Genomic DNA, 15343 nt, shown 5'->3' with positions numbered 1-15343 from the left:
GCGCACGTCGTCCGACGTCCGGTCGAAGCGCCCCGCTCGATGCAGATCGCACAACGCCGCCAGGTGGTTCACCACGTGAATCGGCCAGCCCCGCTTGAGCAGGTCGTCCCGCCACGGCTCGACGGGGATGTCCTGATAAGTAATCGTACGGCCAAGCGCCTTCGAATACTCCTGCGCAAAGAAATGCATGTTCTCGGACTGCGGACCAGTCAGGTGATAAATCTTGCCGATGTGCGGCTGCGGATTGGCGAGCAGCGCGGCAATCGCACGTGCAACGTCTTCCGCCGCCACCGGCGAAGTTTTGCCCTCCCCGAACGGTAGCTTGATCTGATCGGATTCCCTGACTGAATCCGGAGTCAAAGTCAGGAAGAAGCCTTCGAGAAACACTGTTGGCCGCACGTGCACAACCGGCAGACCGGACCAGTTCAGCGCCTGCTCGGCGAGCCAATGCAGCTTGTGCTGTGGGCTCGGAGTAGTTTCGGTAATGCTCATCTGAGAGACCGTCATCTGCGACATATTGATGAACGCCTTCACGCCGTGATGCTTCGCCACTGCCGCCGTATTAACCGTCGCGGCTAGATATGTATCCGAAACCGACAGGCCAAAGTACATGGTCTCGACGCCGTCGATCGCCCGATGCATGGAATCGAGATCGAGTAGATTGCCGACCACGACCTCCGCACCTAGAGCGCGCAATGCTTGCGCGCGCTCGTCGTCAGTTCGCACCATCGCCCGCACCGCTTTGCCTTGCTTCAACAACAGTTCAGTGACCGTGCGTCCTACTGCGCCGACGCGACCTGCGGCACCGGTAACCAGTATGAGGTTAGCCATTGTTCTGCCCTTTCTAACGCAGCCAGTCCGATCCAGAGAATCTCGCAACGCAATCGTTAATACTACGCTGAGCGTTAGTCCCAATTGGCTTAAACAGGCGATCACACTCATAGTACTGACCGGCCGTATTTTGGGCGTATCGCGGACCACTCGGAAGTTGAACTATTCGAGTGTCACGAATGCAACGCTCCTTGCTGCCGCAGGCCAGAGCGTAGACGAAGTCGGAGCGGCAAAACCAAAATGCATTTCTCTTAAGCGCTCCCCCTTCGACCTTGCTCAGGGTGTGCGGTAGCCTTCGGCAGAGAGGAAAAGCCGGTAGTGGTGGGAATCATCGGACGTCAAGAGTTCCGCAGCCGATGATGTTGACGTTGTTGCTGGGTTACCACAATGGGAACATCCCGTCTGTCCCTCATGCTTCATTATCGGCGAGAAGAAGGCCGTATTTGAGACATCAGGGTGTTGGCCAAAGTTCCCGGCGAGATCCATGTGACTGGGGATGACTGTTGTGCCAAGTATCTTCTTCTCTCAAACTCGCATGACGGTCGCGGATCAGTGTGTGTGAAGTTCACGCCGATTCGTGTGGTCTGCCAGAACACGCTGGTTCTTGCGCTCGAGTCGGGCGAGAAAGCCTACAAGGTTCGTCATTCCCGAAGCATGCAAAGGCGGCTAAGCGATGTTCAAGAGTTGATCGGCTTGATCTGGAAGACGTTCCAAATCGCAGAGGAACTTTTCCAGCGCCTGGCTCAGGTTCGAATGGACGCCAGTCGGCTCGACACCTACTTGGAAGCTGTATACCCGAGAACTGAGAAACAACGAAAAGAAAAGTCACGTCCCGAGCGGTGGAACCGGGTGATCGAGCTGTTTGAGGTTGGAGACGCTCCGCGGCTTCATCCCAACCACACACTGTGGGGTGCAGGCCAATGCTACCCATTGCAAATAGTTCATCGCAGCCATAGTTCCGAGTTAGTTCCATGTCGGCCGCAGTTCATCGGCGGTTGTGAGCGCATGAAGCTTGAGGTTTGCACCTTGGCCAAACCATTCCTCGTTGAGGTACTACTTAAGAGCTATGTTCTCGTACGAAATTGCAATGTCGCCAATTTGTTGTCTCTGAGCATTGATGTGGTCCTTGTCTACAGTGGAGCCGTTGCATCTGATAGTCAATTTATTCGGGCCGTCCCAGTGGACCGTTAGGCAATCACTCAATGCGCGGAAGACAACGGCGTCACTGTAATACGCGTGTCGAAGCTCGGTGGGGGTGAATAAATGATTTCCGACAAGCACAAAATCATCAAGTCCACCTAGCGCCTCATTATCTGAGCGCTCCGCTAGCATAGCTACCTGATTCGTAGAAGACCATTCAAATCGCTTGATCTCGAACTGACCATGATCGAAATATCCGTGAAACAGCCCGTACAAAGAAACCACCCCTAGGATTGCCACTGCTCCCACTACTACCAATAAGATTTTAGAGAAGCGTGTCATTCGTGACACCCCGCGGCCCTCATTGCTTGTCCGACTCGAAAGACACATTGGATGTTCTGAGCGTTAGCTACGGCAGCGGAACCGGCTCTCCACATTCTGTGTCCTTGAAGATGGGAGCAGTTGTGCCCTCACCCCTCCACCACCGCGACCACTTGACGTATTCTGCTCGCCGATCACGATTCCGTGGATCCCGGACTGCGGTGCGGTGAGTCAGTAGGCGCAAGCTGTAGCTGGCACGATCACTGATAGCTTCATCTGGGCTTTTCAATAATTCGAGCAGGATCGGAATTGCTGCGGGCGATCCCGTTGAGCCCATCGCCATCACCGCTTGCAGGCGAGAGTCCGGGCTTTTTGCAAGATCAACCAGTACTGGAATCATCTGAGCGCCTCCAAGCTCAGCTGCGTAGGCCGGATACGCACTGATTCCCGGATTCTTCTGGGCAGCGTCGAGCAGCAGCGGGTACCATTCCAGATCATTGCTTTCGGCCAGATACCGAGCAGCCTCCATGTGCTCGAAAGTTCCTGGACCACTTGCTTTCATCAAGTCGGCCATCGCCTTCATGCTTCGCGGACTATGCAACCGGTGAAACGCGAGCGGCGCATATCTTAGAAACTCAGGATTGTCCGCAAAAGAAAGCAAAATTGCTTCTAGGGATGGCGGCGCAAGGCTTGCCAGAGTCCGCGCCGCTTCCAGCCGCTTCTCTTGATCGGTCGATTGGAGTTGGTCAACCCATAAATGAACATTGCTAGGCGCAAAAGCCGGAACATCTCCGTCCACGTGAAAATACAGCTTTGCATGCACTTCTCCCACCGCCCGACCCGGAATGTCAAAATGCGTCGCCTCTACCCAATAAGCGCCCGCGGTTCTTATGTCATGGTGAAAGTTCAACAGATAGCGATCGATTCTCGACTTGCCAGGCAGTAGGGGAGACAGAAGCAGTTGCCCATCGATTGAGCACCCGTGATCTGCCCAGATCGGGCATGTGGACGGATCAGCGGGGTCTTTCGAAACTTTCATCGAGACACCAGAGCAGAAAGGTTGTTCAGGGTCGGGGTCGACGACCTCGACTGCATCTGGTCCGTTGTTTGAAAGTTTGAAATAAAGGAAGACAGGCTCTCCCGGTGCAAACGTTGTCTTCTCCAGATAGAACTCTCCGCTGACTTGAGCCATGGCAGCCATGGACCAGAAAACACATAAGCATTCAGCGATAAGTCGACATTTCACGAGTGTCGATTGTACGCGGGTCAGTGCCGGGTCCCTGGCCTTAGTTCTGCTTTCCCTTACTGAACCTAAGAAGAGGGTGTGCCCCATCCCTCCGTCCGCCGCGGCGGAGAGGGTGGGCTAACATGCTGCCGGCATGCCTTGCTCGGAACTGCTTGGATATTCCCGTTTGCGGAAATTATACAAATCGAAAACCTCAACCCAGAGTTGCATACTTCACCGCAGTCCACCCTCTCCGCCGTGGCGGACGGAGAGTAGGGCACCCACCTGGTGGGTCCGTCAGCGAAAACAAAGTGAAGGCCGGGGCATCCGGCTTCTCCACTATCTCTCCCGTTTCCGTGTCCAACATGGCTAACTGTTGAAAGCTCGGATGAAAATCACTGCCTATAATCATCATGACTGGCTCCTTCCTCCCGAGCTCCCTGGTTATACAAGCTCAGTCTACTCAGGAGTGTTTGGAGCGTCGTCGTTATACGATCAAAGCGGTCCCCCGCGAGGGATCTCCCGGGATGCTTCCAGTCTTAAATGCACTATCCTGGCTCTTCTACGAAAATCGTCCTGTGATTCGTTTTTCGAATTTCGTGCGCACTTCTTTGCGCTCGTGGACTACAAGAATACGGCATTCGGAGCTACTGATCGGCCAACCTACTTCTTGAAAGAGGCGCGGTATCCCTGTAGCGCAGCCTGGCTTCCCATCAATCCCATCGTTGTCCGAATCTGGTCATTTGTATCCGTCCACGAACACCATTGTGCCTTCGATGCCTTGCTAATTCTCGCGTAATCAATGCATTGCCGTGGAAGCGCAACTGGACCCAAACCTGCACCAGAAGCATAGACTCGTGTTGGAGCGACCAATGGAAGCCTTGTGGAACGACTTGAAGTCCGGCCTGCGAATGTTGGGCAAAAACCCAGGATTCGCGGCGGTAGCGATTCTTACCGTTGGCATCGGCATTGGAACCACCACGAGCGTCTATACGTGGATACAGGCAGTGCTGGTCAACACGCTTCCCGGAACTGGCGATCCGAATCGTGTGGTCGCGCTCGAGAGCCTGACTCCTTCCGGCGAGTGGGTACCCACCTCCTACCTGGACTTTCGCGACATTCGCGACAACGTAAAGTCCACGGAATCTATGAGCGTTACCGCTCCCATGGCCCTTGCCGTCGGCGACGACAAGAACGTAGAGCGCAACTGGGGTGAGGCCGTTTCGGGAAACTACTTCGACCTCTTGCGAGTGAAGCCGCTTATCGGCCGCTTCTTTTCGCGTGAGGAGCGCGCTGACGAGCAAAACGCTCATCCCATCGTGGTGATCAGCTATCAGCTTTGGAAAAACCAGTATCGCTCTGACCCTGCTGTCCTTGGCAGCACGCTGCGAATCAACCGCAACCAGTACCAGATCATCGGCGTGGCTCCCAGAGATTTCGTGGGCTCGATGCCGGGACTGGCCTTCGACATGTGGGTTCCGGCGAGCATGCTGCGACAACTCACCCCGGGCGGAGAGTGGATGCTGCGCGACCGAAAAGATCGAATGTTTCGCGTACTTGCGCGCCTCTCTCCTGGCGTTTCTTTGGCCCAAGCACGCGACGAGGTCCAGAACTTCGCCCGCTATATGGATCATGTCAACGCCGACACGAGCGACGGGATGAGCGCCACGCTGTTGCCGCTGTGGAAGTCCCATTATGGGATTTCAGATTCCTTGATCGCTCCGCTTGGCATTCTTATCGCCGCCTGCGGAGTCGTGCTGCTGATCGCATGCGCCAATGTGGCAAACCTGCTGCTGGTGCGCGCGGCCAGCCGGCAAAAGGAACTCAGCATTCGTCTGGCCCTGGGAGCACGGCGCTCGCGCCTCGCGCGCCAGCTTCTCACCGAAAGTCTGCTGGTTGCGAGCGGCGGGGCCATCGCCGGTTTGTTGCTGGCGGGCTGGCTCGGCGACGGGCTGCGCTGGCTGGTGCCTTCGGCGTCGGCGCCCAATCTGGTGCGGCCGCCAATGAATGCCGGCGTGCTGCTATTTGCTGTGGCGCTCACGCTTTTGGTTTCTGTGATTGCCGGCCTCGCTCCGGCGATTCAGTCGGCATGGAGCGAATCGAACGACATGCTGAAAGAAGCTGGACGAACGGCCATGGCCAGCGTTCGCTCTCAACGCGTTCGTGGCTTCTTTGTCACGGCTGAAGTGGCGCTCGCGGTGGTCGCGCTGATTGGCGCCGGGTTCTTCGTTCGCAGCTTCCAGCTCGCGCGAGCGATCCAGCCTGGCTTCGATCCGAGCCACGTAGCAATTTCCGAAATGAGCTTATCGGCTGCGGGTTACGACGCCGCGCAAGCCGACGCCTTCTGCCGCCGTCTGCGCGAGGCATTGGAGAAGCAGCCGGGAGCGCAAGCCGTCAGTTACGGAGACTACATCCCCCTCAGCGTCTCCGCAGGTTCCTGGGAAGACCTGAAGATTAAGGGATACGTTCCTGCTTCGGGCGAGAACATGAAGATCTATCGCAATCTGATCGCTCCGGGCTACTTCGATGCGATGAAAATTCCGTTAATCGAGGGCCGCGACTTCAATTGGCAAGATGGACCTACGGGGAAGCTCGCGCCGGACGTCGGTGGAGCGTTGATGGATACGGGCAACGTGATGATCGTCTCGCAGGAGTTTGTCCGTCGGTTCCTTCCTAATCGCAATCCTCTGGGACAGCAGGTTCAGGGTTGGGGCAGGTGGTTCACAATCGTGGGCATCGTCGAAGATAGCAAAATCTATCGGCTCACGGAAAACCCTCCTCCGTATTTCTACGTCCCAATCCAACAGGTTTACCGTCCTGAAATGGGCCTGAAGTTCTTTGTGCGATCGCAGGCTCCGCTGAATGACGCTGTTGCAGCCCTGCGGCGGGAAGCTCGTGCAATCGATCCGGCCGTGCCGGTCTTCAATGCCATGCCGCTGGAAGAGTACATTGCCGGGTCGCTGTTCCCGCAGAGGATTGCCGCTAGTCTCCTGGGCACGCTCAGCTCCATCGCGCTGCTTCTCGCTGCGGTCGGCCTCTACAGCGTCATGGCATACTCAGTCGCCCGTCGCACAAACGAGATTGGCATCCGCATGGCGTTGGGAGCGAAGCATCCCGATGTACTGCGACTGATCGTCGGCGAAAGCCTGGGTCTGGCCGTTCCCGGCCTGGTGATTGGCTCAGTGCTCGCGTTGGCGCTGGCGCGACTGGCATCGACATCGCTCGTGCGTGTGAGCCCAAGCAGCCCTTCCATCTACGGCGCAGCCGCGCTGTTTACGATAATCGTCACCCTGTGTGCGGCGGCTGCTCCCGCCATGCGCGCCGCCCAGGTCGATCCCATGACAGCGCTAAGACGCGAGTAAGCGAGAATCGCGGAAGCGGGTTTCCCAATAAGGGATTCTCTCTTTTGATTCCCCGAGTCCTCGACCAAGAAAGGAAACTCCCCACATTGTCATCCCTATACCCTTTGCGAAGGAGCTGCGGGGCGGCTATAAAGCTAGGCAGCTCGGCCACACGTTGGGAGTGCCCTTGTCATCCCTGCGCTGCGAGCGCCTACGAAGGAACGGCGCCCCGACGTGGTGGCCCGTGGTGAACGTCCGGTGTGGAGTTCCTTCGATCGCCTCAATGTCGCATCAGCCAATTTTTTTATTGGGGTTGCGATCGAGGGGATCTGCTTTTTGAAGTCCGCGAAAACAGCAGATCCCCCGCTCCGCAAAATCAACCTGACGCCGAGGCAGGCGACCTGGCGGCGGACAGGACCAAAAGGGGACAGCCTGACCTGCCCTATCTTAGGAAACCCCGTAACCGCACTGAACATTTCCCATCTGGCTCAACGGAAGACGGGAGCCGTCTGTTCCGATTTTCGACGTGATGAAGTGGTTACGGTCGTACCTTCGAGCCTAACCACTCACTCCAGCGGTGCAGCGTTCCCGCAATATTCGCCGGGCTTATAGATCGGGGCGGATTCTGCGTTGCGCGACCACCAGCGGATCCAGGCGGCGTGGGCGGCGGCCGTGTCGGACGGAACGATCTGTTTGGGATTGAAGGCGTGATGGGTAAGCTGCACAAGCGCATTCTGGGCGGCTTCCGGGATGTGCTCCTCGTCGTCTCCAAGCATGTCGATCAGCAGGGGAGCCGCTTGCCGAGAGCCCGTCAACGCCAACGGGAAAACTGCATCGGCTTTGATCTTCACATCAGGGGAGCGCAACAGGTCGCGCAGCCACGGCAGTGCTTCTTCGCCGCCGAGTCGTGCGGCGGACGAAATCAGTCCGCCGGCTTGCCCAGGTGGCTGGCGCGCAGCCAGGTCGCGCAGCAGCGGCCAATAGCTTCGATCTCCGCTCCCGCCCAGCGCACTCGCTGCTGAGAACCTGGCATATTCTGAGAACCTGTCCTGCCCATTGCTGAGCGCTATCTCTGCCAACTGTTTTCTTGTCGCCGGCGTGTTCACGGCCGCGAGCGCTCGCACTGCGATGTCTTTGGTCCGAGGATTGTCGTGCAATCGCAGAACCAGGTCTTCCACGGCTGGAGAAGACAGCGTTCCAACTACCTGTTCTGCCGTGCTGCGCCGCTGCCAGTCATCGCTACTGAGATCGGCAAAGTATGGCAGCAGAATGCTTCGCACATGCCGCGCTTCCGCCTCTACGACTTCCACGTCGAACTCTGCGGAGGTCTTGACCTTCGGGCCTGAATACAACGCTGTTAGATCGGACTCCACTGACGTTGGCAGCTCCCGGATGGCGCTGATGCGATAGAAGCCAGGAGTTCGCATCTGGTCGTGATCATTCACCATGAAATGTTCTGTAACTGACTCTCCTGGCTTGAGTGGGCGCCCACTTGAGAGACATGATCCACCCGACATACCTCCGCCGCATCCGTGTGGTTCGGTTACATCTGTGCGATTGACCTTGACCACGTAGCCTGAACAAAAGGTGTTTGGAGTCGCCGAAAGAATTCTAATCGGCTGCGCGCCGGCGTTGCGAACCGTGTATTCCAGCAAGACCGGTTCCCCGGCTGCATATTCCTCTTTTGGCAAAGAGAAGTGCGCTTCGACTTGCGCCTGCGCCCAGCTACCGAGTACAACGCATGCGAAAAACAGGCGGTACATTCGCGAGTACCTCCAGGGTTCAATGTTAGTAGAACGCGCACACGGTGGGAGCTTGCACTCACGGGGAGAAGCCGGATGCCCCGTCTTTGAGTTTGCTTCTAGCGGTGAACCGAGAGAGAGGGTGCTCTACTCCCCGTGATTTTCGGAGGCTGGGAATGCCACTTTTCCCTCTTCTTCCACGCCATCGTCTTTCCATTGATACCCGCAGGCGTCGCAGCTCCAGTTGTATTTTGAATCGACATCCGGATCGGCGCCTTCTTCGGTGTCGAGGCCCTGGAAGGTAATGTCGGAAGCATGGCAACGGGGACATAGGGCAACTAAGTCCGCGTCATCGGCGGGATCGGCATCCGCTGGGGTTTCCTGCGCGGCATTGGCCCGGACTCGAAACGCCTGGTCGCGGTATTTTCGCGGGACGCTGTACTCAATTCCCACTTCGAATCCGCGCTTGAGCGACTCTGCCTTCTCGGCGTCGAAGGCGGCTTTGAGTTCCTCGACATTCTCCACGTGGTCGGGACCAAAATAGGACAATACCCCTCCATTAGCGAAGATGCTCTTGATCCTTCGCGCCTCATCTATGTCGAAGACTCGGCCGAAGGGTACCAAATCCAACTCGGCTGGATCGAACTCGGCTGAGGGCGCGTAGTTCTGGTCGACTTCGGTTGGCGCGGGCTGATCCTGGAGTTGCATGTGCAGGCCGCGCCGCGAGATCTCGCCGCGCAGCACATCTCGCGCCATGTCGGTAAGGTCGTAGGCTTCGTTGGCCAGTGCCTGCAGCTCGCCTTCACTCATCTGCGAGTAAAGTTCGGTGAGCTCCCGCCATTCCTGGTCGATGCTCTTCATGGGCACTTAAGAATCCTATGTGCCGGTGGAGTTTGTCCAGCCAGCACGATGTCCTCTCCGGCTGACTTAGTTCAGAATTCTTTCCAGACGCTTCGATCCAACCTGTTCACACCGGATTGTCCGGGCCAAATCGACTTGCTGTCTAATCCCATATTGGCACTTCACCGAAAAGGCGGTTGTATACTGCGCGTGGGGATTTATCTCGACATGACTTTCGAGCGAATCTCGTCGCAGCTCAGCTTTCACCGTCTCAGAAGAGGGGCGATCAGGGCGGAGAGATACCTGAGGTTGACAACCACACTCACCCATTCGCTACCCTCACCCCAGCAACAACACCGAGTTGCTGGGGACCCCGACCGCGAACGGTACTGACTCCAGACCCACCCATCCGCTACCGCGGACGGTACTGACTCCAGACTCACCCATTCGCTACCGCGAACGGTACTAGGCCGTGGTTGCCGGTCGTGAAACCCGATAAAGCTGCCAGGCAAACGCTCCCAAACCCAGGCACACCACACCCAGGTGAACCAACCCGCCAAGATATGGAACGAACTCGACGATGGTGAGGATCAGCAGGCCAACCAGTAGTCCCAGCAGCCAATCGCTCTTAGTCGGCACGGCTTGCTTCAGAAGTATCTGCCCCAGGAATGCTCCCACCCAAACCTTTGCCAGGTAGATCGCGGCCAGATACAACGCGAGCAACATGAGCGAGGCCGGAATGCCAACCAGCGTGATGGCGGTCACGACTATAGCCACGGGCACGCCGGCCAGAACTCCAACTCCAAGCCCGAGGCTGCGCCAGCCTGAGGCCACTGCGTGTGTGCTGGCCTGGAAGAAGCCGGGAAACAGAACCAGGCCCAACCATGCCACCAGCATGGCGGCAGCGAGCCAGACAGCGTGGTAGAAGTAGAATCTGGGGCGCGTGAAAGGGCTCTGCCTTACGCGCAACTGGATATCACGCGTTCCCACAATGGTTGCGCCGTCGGCGATGTGTACGTTTTTCAGGTCGCGCACGCGAGCGCTCAGGTTACCGCCGATTCTGGAGGTGTTAGTCAGGGTAAGGTTATCCCCGGCCATGGACAATTCGCGGCCGACGTTGCCGCTCACATCGAGATTGCCCGCGAACATGGTCGCACTGCGATTCACCTCGCCCTCGAGGCTCACGTCGCCGGCGCCAACCACCATACCGCCGCCCACATGCCCTCCGTCATTCACACGCAAGGATTGCACCAGCGCATACATGTTGTGGCGCAATTGCCCGTCCAGGTCGAGCGAATGCGAAAAGTCGTAAATGTTGCCTTCCACCGTTCCGCTCACCACAGTTCTCTTGGTAAAACTCACCAAGTCGCCCTTGACCGTGCCGCGCACTTCAAGAGATCCGCCAAAAGCCAGCAAGTCCCCATTCACAACGCCATCCACGCGCATGATATTGCCGGAGGCCAAAAGGGTGTCGTCAATAGTTTCGTTCGCCGCTACCGTGACGAGGTCCGTGTGACGCCGCTCCAGGGCAAAGCCAGGCAACGACAACGCAAGCAGCACGATCAGCAGGCGCAGGCCGGGTTGGTGCAGCCACCATCGGCGTCCCAGCAGCAATGCGCCGCCCACCAACAGCAACAGCAAAAACCTCTCCCCAACGACAGCAGCATAATCACCCAGCATGGCAGTACCTCCGTGCGCAAAGTAATAAGAAAGGTTGAAGAACAGGTTGGTGCCGCCGCTTAAGCTGAAGGGATTCAACCACTCCAGCGCTTGCGGAATACTCACCTTGTCGATCCAAACGGCAACCTTCGAACCTAGCGCCAGCAGCGCGGCTACGATCGCTACGTCACGCCAGGACAAAGACCACGGCGAACGGGGGAAGCTCGCCGGGCTGGCTGCTTCTTCCGGAAGCTCTTGCAGGCTTTCGCTCAGAACACGGTTCTCAGCGCGCAATGCGTCCAACAATTGCCCGCAACGCCGGCAGGTGGCGAGATGGTCTCGCAGGCGCTGCGCCTCCTCCACCTCCAGTTCACCGTCCACGAAGAGAGAGATGATCTGTTCCGAATAACATTCCATGATCACTTGCTCCTGCGGCCCAGCTTCCGGCGCAGCTCCTGCTTGGCCCGAAATATCAACCCGGCCACGTAGTTCTTATGCAGGCCCAACTGCTGCGCGATTTCGTCATAGCTCAATTCGCCGTAATAGCGCAGGACCAGCGGCACGCGATAGTTTTCCGGCAGGCGTGCAATGGCATCCCGCACCTGCGCCCTCTCTTCCGTGCTGAGGACTGCACCCAGCGGCGACGGCTCCGAGGTGGCTGGCTCGATGACCGCGACTCCTTCTTCAACTTCTACAATCTGCTGCAATCCACGCTTCCGGCGCCGCAAAGCGTCAATGCATTGATTGCCGGCCACCCGCAGCAGCCACCTGGGGAACGGTATGGACCCGTTGTAGCTCTCGATTGAGCGCTGCAGTTTGAGGAAGACTTCGCTGGTGGCATCTTCTGCGCTCTCCCGTGAGTCCAGCATGTAACGGCACAAGCCGAATACGCGTCGGACGTACAGGCGATAGAGCTCCCCCAGCGCCTCAGCATCATGGCCTTGTGCACGCTCTATCACGCTCGCCAGCTCCGGCCCCTCCATTTGCGTGGCTTTGCCCTCGCGCGGCTGCGATCCTTTCGCATTCTTTCTCTTGGCGTCCATAAAGCAGTACGCTGCAGATCGAACAAACTTACACAGATTTAAAGACGAGGGAGTCAGTACCGTCCGCGGTAGCGGATGGGTGGGCTGTCAAACTCAGGTATCTCTCCGCCCTGACCATTTAGGCGACGGAGGTTGTATGTGTGCCAGTTCGGATTGGGAACTATATAAGGAGACTGATATTGATTCTGATGCCGGTCGATAGAGCCCCGCTCATCGCCGTGAAGCCAGGTACCGTAGCATCGGAACGTAATCAGATATGCCAGCGGGATGTCCGGCATAGGTCACGCAGTGTATCAGACGAGGCTGACTCACCCATTCGCTGCCGCGAACGGTACTGACTCCCGGACTTACCCATCCCCGATCACGGACGGTACTGACTCCCAGACTCACCCAGCGGCTACCGTCGCGGGTACTGATCTCGGCCCGGCGAGCTCACGCCTGAGGTTTAGGGACGGGCACGGTTCGCGCCACCGTGCCCTAAACCCAATTTGGAACTGACTGCAACAACCTACCGATAAATTCCTGGCGATGCGATCTGATCGAAGGACACATTTGCGGGAATGTTGTACCGCGCCATGATGTCCTGCATTTTGCGCGAACTCTCTTCCATATCTTCGGTGTGTTTCTTGTGGCGAGATTCCAGCCACTTCTTGTAGGCCTTGTCGAATTGCTTCTGATCTTCCGAAGAAAGCCGTTGTCCCGCGCTGGGCGTATAAGCGGGATTCGGATAGGCCGCGTTCGGATAGGCTGCCGCGGAGCCGCCGCTGGCTACCTGCGCAAACGGCACGCTGGACGGAACGTTGTAGCGGGACATGATGTCCTGCATCTTGCGCGCATTCTCAGAGATATCCTCCTGGTCGTTCTTGCGGGTTGCGCTCACCCATTTCGCATAGTACTTGTCGAACTCTTTCTGATCCTCCGCCGAGAGCTTTCCCTGCCACGATACGGGAGCCCCGTATGCCGTATTGGGAACTGCAGACGCGGACGCAACCTGCTCGAACGACACGTCGGCAGGAATGTTGTTGCGTGTCATGATGTCCTGCATTTTGCGCGTGTTCTCGGAGATGTCTTCGCGGTCGTTCTTGCGCGTTGCGTCCACCCATTTCGCGTAGTACTTGTCGAAGTCACCTTGGTCACCGGCGGAAAGGGTTGCGTGCCAGTTTTGCGGTTCATAAGGATCGTGCATCACCGGTCGTGCCACAGCCGCGCTGCCAAGACACAGCAGCAGAGCAGAGATAGCGAGTAGATGTTTCATTTTGGGGCCTCCTCCAGAAAAACCGGCTAGCGCCGGATTTTGGTCCTCGTGGTTGAGGACTTAGATGGTCGGAGAAGCGCAGTGAGATTGCCCGGCTCGCGAGCGGCAACGTTGAATGAGAGCTGGATTGCGGCTGGAAAAGGCGAGCCGCACCCTTCGTGTTTTGAAGGTGCGCTTCAGAATGACGCGGGTGCCACAAACGGCCGTTGCACGTTAACTCCCTCCGCCACCTTGGTTTCTATGGTTTTTATGACCCATACAGGACACAATTCTGCGGGCACAAATTCGCCGGGTGTGGGTTCTGTTACAAAGGGACTCACCAAATCGGCATGAAAATCCTCACCATCGTCCTTGACCTGCTGATCGCCGGAACTTGCATGGCTCAGCTCGCCCAGATGACCACCGCGCAGTATGACTCTGCCCGAACTGGAGCTAATCTGCACGAGACGCAGCTCACACCAACCGTGGTAAACGCAGCCCATTTCGGCAAGCTATTTTCGTTGAAAGTAGACGGCGATGTTTACGCGCAGCCGCTTTATTTTTCTGGAGTCGACATACCGGGCAAAGGCAAGCACAACATTCTGTTCGTCGTCACCGAGCATGACAGCGTTTACGCCTTCGATGCCGATGTGGCCTCGGCTGAGCCGTTGTGGAAGGTCAGCCTTCTTTCGAATCGCGTCAAAACGGTTTCAGCCAGCGACGTGCAGTGCCCATTTATTACTCCGGAGATAGGCATCACCTCCACGCCGGTCATCGATCCCAATACGGGAACCCTGTATGTGCTGGCACGCACGAAAGAGAGTCGAGGCTTATTCTCGGACGACCTTTTTGTGCAAAAGCTGCACGCCCTGGCGATTACTACCGGCGTGGAAAAGTTCGGCGGGCCGGTCGTAATCAACGCAAGAGCCCTTGGACGGGGGAGCGGTGCAAAGAATGGGATCATCGACTTTGATCCATTGGTAGAAAATCCGCGCGCTGCGCTACTGCTGATCAACAGCACCGTGTATGTAAGTTGGGGATCTTCGTGCGATGTGGGGTGGTACCACGGTTGGGTGTTGGCCTACGATGCCGGCAGTCTAAAGCAAACAGGATCGTTGAACGTATCTCCCAATGCTGACGACAGTGGCATATGGGCAGGGGACACCGGGCCTGCCGCCGACGAAAATGGGAATGTTTACGTGGCGACCGGCAATGGTCGTTTCGACGCAACCATAGGCAGAGCGGATTACGGCGATACCGTCCTAAAGCTGCAACTCAACCAGGGATTGCTCAGCGTCGCCGATTACTTCACACCATCGAACGAACAGGAGCTGAACGCACACGACAGCGACCTTGGCTCTGGAGGTCCGGTGCTGCTGCCCGATGAGGCTGCTCCCCATCGCCATCTTCTGGTGATTGCGGGCAAGGGAGCCACACTGTATGTGATCGATCGGGACCACATGGGCCAATACCAGCCCCTGAACGATCAACACGCTGTGCAAACCCTGCCGCTCCACGACGCGGCATTTGGCGCGGTCGCTTACTGGAACCATCACATCTATCAGCTAGTGAGCAAGGATTGGCTGCGCGATTACGAGCTGAAGAACGGCCGTCTTACGCTTCGCGCAACTGCCGGAGGAAACTGGTTCATCGATCCTGGAGCCACGCCGACGGTTTCCGCGAATGGGAATCGCGACGGCATTGTGTGGGTGCTTGAGTCAAAGGGATGGCGTTCTCGCGATCGTCCGTTCGTGTTGCACGCCTATGAGGCTGCCAATATCGCGCACGAACTTTACAACTCCGAACAGAACTCCGCGCGGGACCGCGGAGGTATGACTCTACGATTTAATATTCCCATCGTGGCCAATGGGCGAGTGTATGTTGGCGCCAAAAAGGAAGTGGATGTCTACGGTTTGTTGCCGGAAGCGAAATAGAACTCGGTGAGATCCCGTGTGCGGTTTCTTATA

General features: G+C 57.4%; 11 protein-coding genes. 3 read left to right on the top strand and 8 right to left on the bottom strand.

Annotated elements, in window-relative coordinates; all coding sequences use genetic code 11:
* Positions 1 to 831, bottom strand: an 831-nt coding sequence (locus VNX88_09850; GenBank protein HWY68958.1) for an NAD(P)H-binding protein, incomplete at its 3' end; no start/stop codon positions are given.
* Between the two features lie 456 nt (positions 832 to 1287).
* Between VNX88_09850 and VNX88_09845 the strand changes: the two genes are divergently transcribed.
* Positions 1288 to 2022: a DUF932 domain-containing protein gene (locus tag VNX88_09845; GenBank protein ID HWY68957.1), complete on the top strand. Its 735-nt coding sequence runs from the start codon at positions 1288 to 1290 to the stop codon at positions 2020 to 2022.
* A 358-nt stretch (positions 2023 to 2380) separates the two neighbouring features.
* On the opposite strand, the gene VNX88_09840 is transcribed toward VNX88_09845, so the two are convergent.
* A complete protein-coding gene (locus VNX88_09840; GenBank protein ID HWY68956.1) occupies positions 2381 to 3493 on the bottom strand; it encodes a HEAT repeat domain-containing protein in 1113 nt (370 codons plus the stop codon).
* A gap of 896 nt (positions 3494 to 4389) precedes the next feature.
* Here VNX88_09840 and VNX88_09835 point away from each other — a divergent pair.
* The gene (locus tag VNX88_09835) at positions 4390 to 6879 is read left to right on the top strand and encodes an ABC transporter permease (protein ID HWY68955.1); all 2490 of its coding nucleotides are present in this window, start codon (positions 4390 to 4392) and stop codon (positions 6877 to 6879) included.
* Between the two features lie 545 nt (positions 6880 to 7424).
* On the opposite strand, the gene VNX88_09830 is transcribed toward VNX88_09835, so the two are convergent.
* The 6 genes from VNX88_09830 to VNX88_09805 all read right to left on the bottom strand — a co-directional run bounded on the left by VNX88_09830 (position 7425) and on the right by VNX88_09805 (position 13397).
* A complete protein-coding gene (locus tag VNX88_09830) occupies positions 7425 to 8621 on the bottom strand; it encodes a hypothetical protein (protein HWY68954.1) in 1197 nt (398 codons plus the stop codon).
* Between the two features lie 126 nt (positions 8622 to 8747).
* Entirely contained in the window at positions 8748 to 9461 is a 714-nt protein-coding gene (locus VNX88_09825) for a hypothetical protein (GenBank protein HWY68953.1), read from the bottom strand.
* 444 nt (positions 9462 to 9905) lie between these two features.
* A complete protein-coding gene (locus VNX88_09820; protein ID HWY68952.1) occupies positions 9906 to 11516 on the bottom strand; it encodes a zf-HC2 domain-containing protein in 1611 nt (536 codons plus the stop codon).
* Positions 11517 to 11518: 2 nt separating this feature from the next.
* Positions 11519 to 12142 carry a sigma-70 family RNA polymerase sigma factor gene (locus VNX88_09815; protein ID HWY68951.1) on the bottom strand — a complete coding sequence of 208 codons (624 nt, stop codon included), beginning with the start codon at positions 12140 to 12142 and terminating at the stop codon, positions 11519 to 11521.
* 53 nt (positions 12143 to 12195) lie between these two features.
* Positions 12196 to 12420: a hypothetical protein gene (locus VNX88_09810; protein ID HWY68950.1), complete on the bottom strand. Its 225-nt coding sequence runs from the start codon at positions 12418 to 12420 to the stop codon at positions 12196 to 12198.
* 230 nt (positions 12421 to 12650) lie between these two features.
* Complete coding sequence (locus tag VNX88_09805; protein HWY68949.1) at positions 12651 to 13397, bottom strand: hypothetical protein; 747 nt, start codon at positions 13395 to 13397, stop codon at positions 12651 to 12653.
* 329 nt (positions 13398 to 13726) lie between these two features.
* On the opposite strand from VNX88_09805, the gene VNX88_09800 reads away from it, so the two are divergent.
* On the top strand, positions 13727 to 15310 hold the full coding sequence (locus VNX88_09800; GenBank protein ID HWY68948.1) for a hypothetical protein: 1584 nt from the start codon (positions 13727 to 13729) through the stop codon (positions 15308 to 15310).
* Positions 15311 to 15343: the final 33 nt, after the last annotated feature.

Source organism: Terriglobales bacterium (genome assembly GCA_035567895.1).
Classification (GTDB): Bacteria; Acidobacteriota; Terriglobia; order Terriglobales; family Acidobacteriaceae; genus Gp1-AA112.
Note: the sequence above shows the minus strand (reverse complement) of the source record. Positions and strands in the feature narration are given on the sequence as shown.

Excerpts from the sequence above, each read along its gene's own strand:
- VNX88_09810 (HWY68950.1), bottom strand. The coding sequence starts at position 12,420 with ATGCCGGACATCCCGCTGGCATATCTGATTACGTTCCGATGCTACGGT.
- VNX88_09805 (HWY68949.1), bottom strand. The coding sequence starts at position 13,397 with ATGAAACATCTACTCGCTATCTCTGCTCTGCTGCTGTGTCTTGGCAGC.
- VNX88_09800 (HWY68948.1), top strand. The coding sequence starts at position 13,727 with ATGAAAATCCTCACCATCGTCCTTGACCTGCTGATCGCCGGAACTTGC.
- VNX88_09825 (HWY68953.1), bottom strand. The coding sequence starts at position 9,461 with ATGAAGAGCATCGACCAGGAATGGCGGGAGCTCACCGAACTTTACTCG.
- VNX88_09815 (HWY68951.1), bottom strand. The coding sequence starts at position 12,142 with ATGGACGCCAAGAGAAAGAATGCGAAAGGATCGCAGCCGCGCGAGGGC.
- VNX88_09835 (HWY68955.1), top strand. The coding sequence starts at position 4,390 with ATGGAAGCCTTGTGGAACGACTTGAAGTCCGGCCTGCGAATGTTGGGC.
- VNX88_09830 (HWY68954.1), bottom strand. The coding sequence starts at position 8,621 with ATGTACCGCCTGTTTTTCGCATGCGTTGTACTCGGTAGCTGGGCGCAG.
- VNX88_09840 (HWY68956.1), bottom strand. The coding sequence starts at position 3,493 with ATGGCTGCCATGGCTCAAGTCAGCGGAGAGTTCTATCTGGAGAAGACA.
- VNX88_09820 (HWY68952.1), bottom strand. The coding sequence starts at position 11,516 with ATGGAATGTTATTCGGAACAGATCATCTCTCTCTTCGTGGACGGTGAA.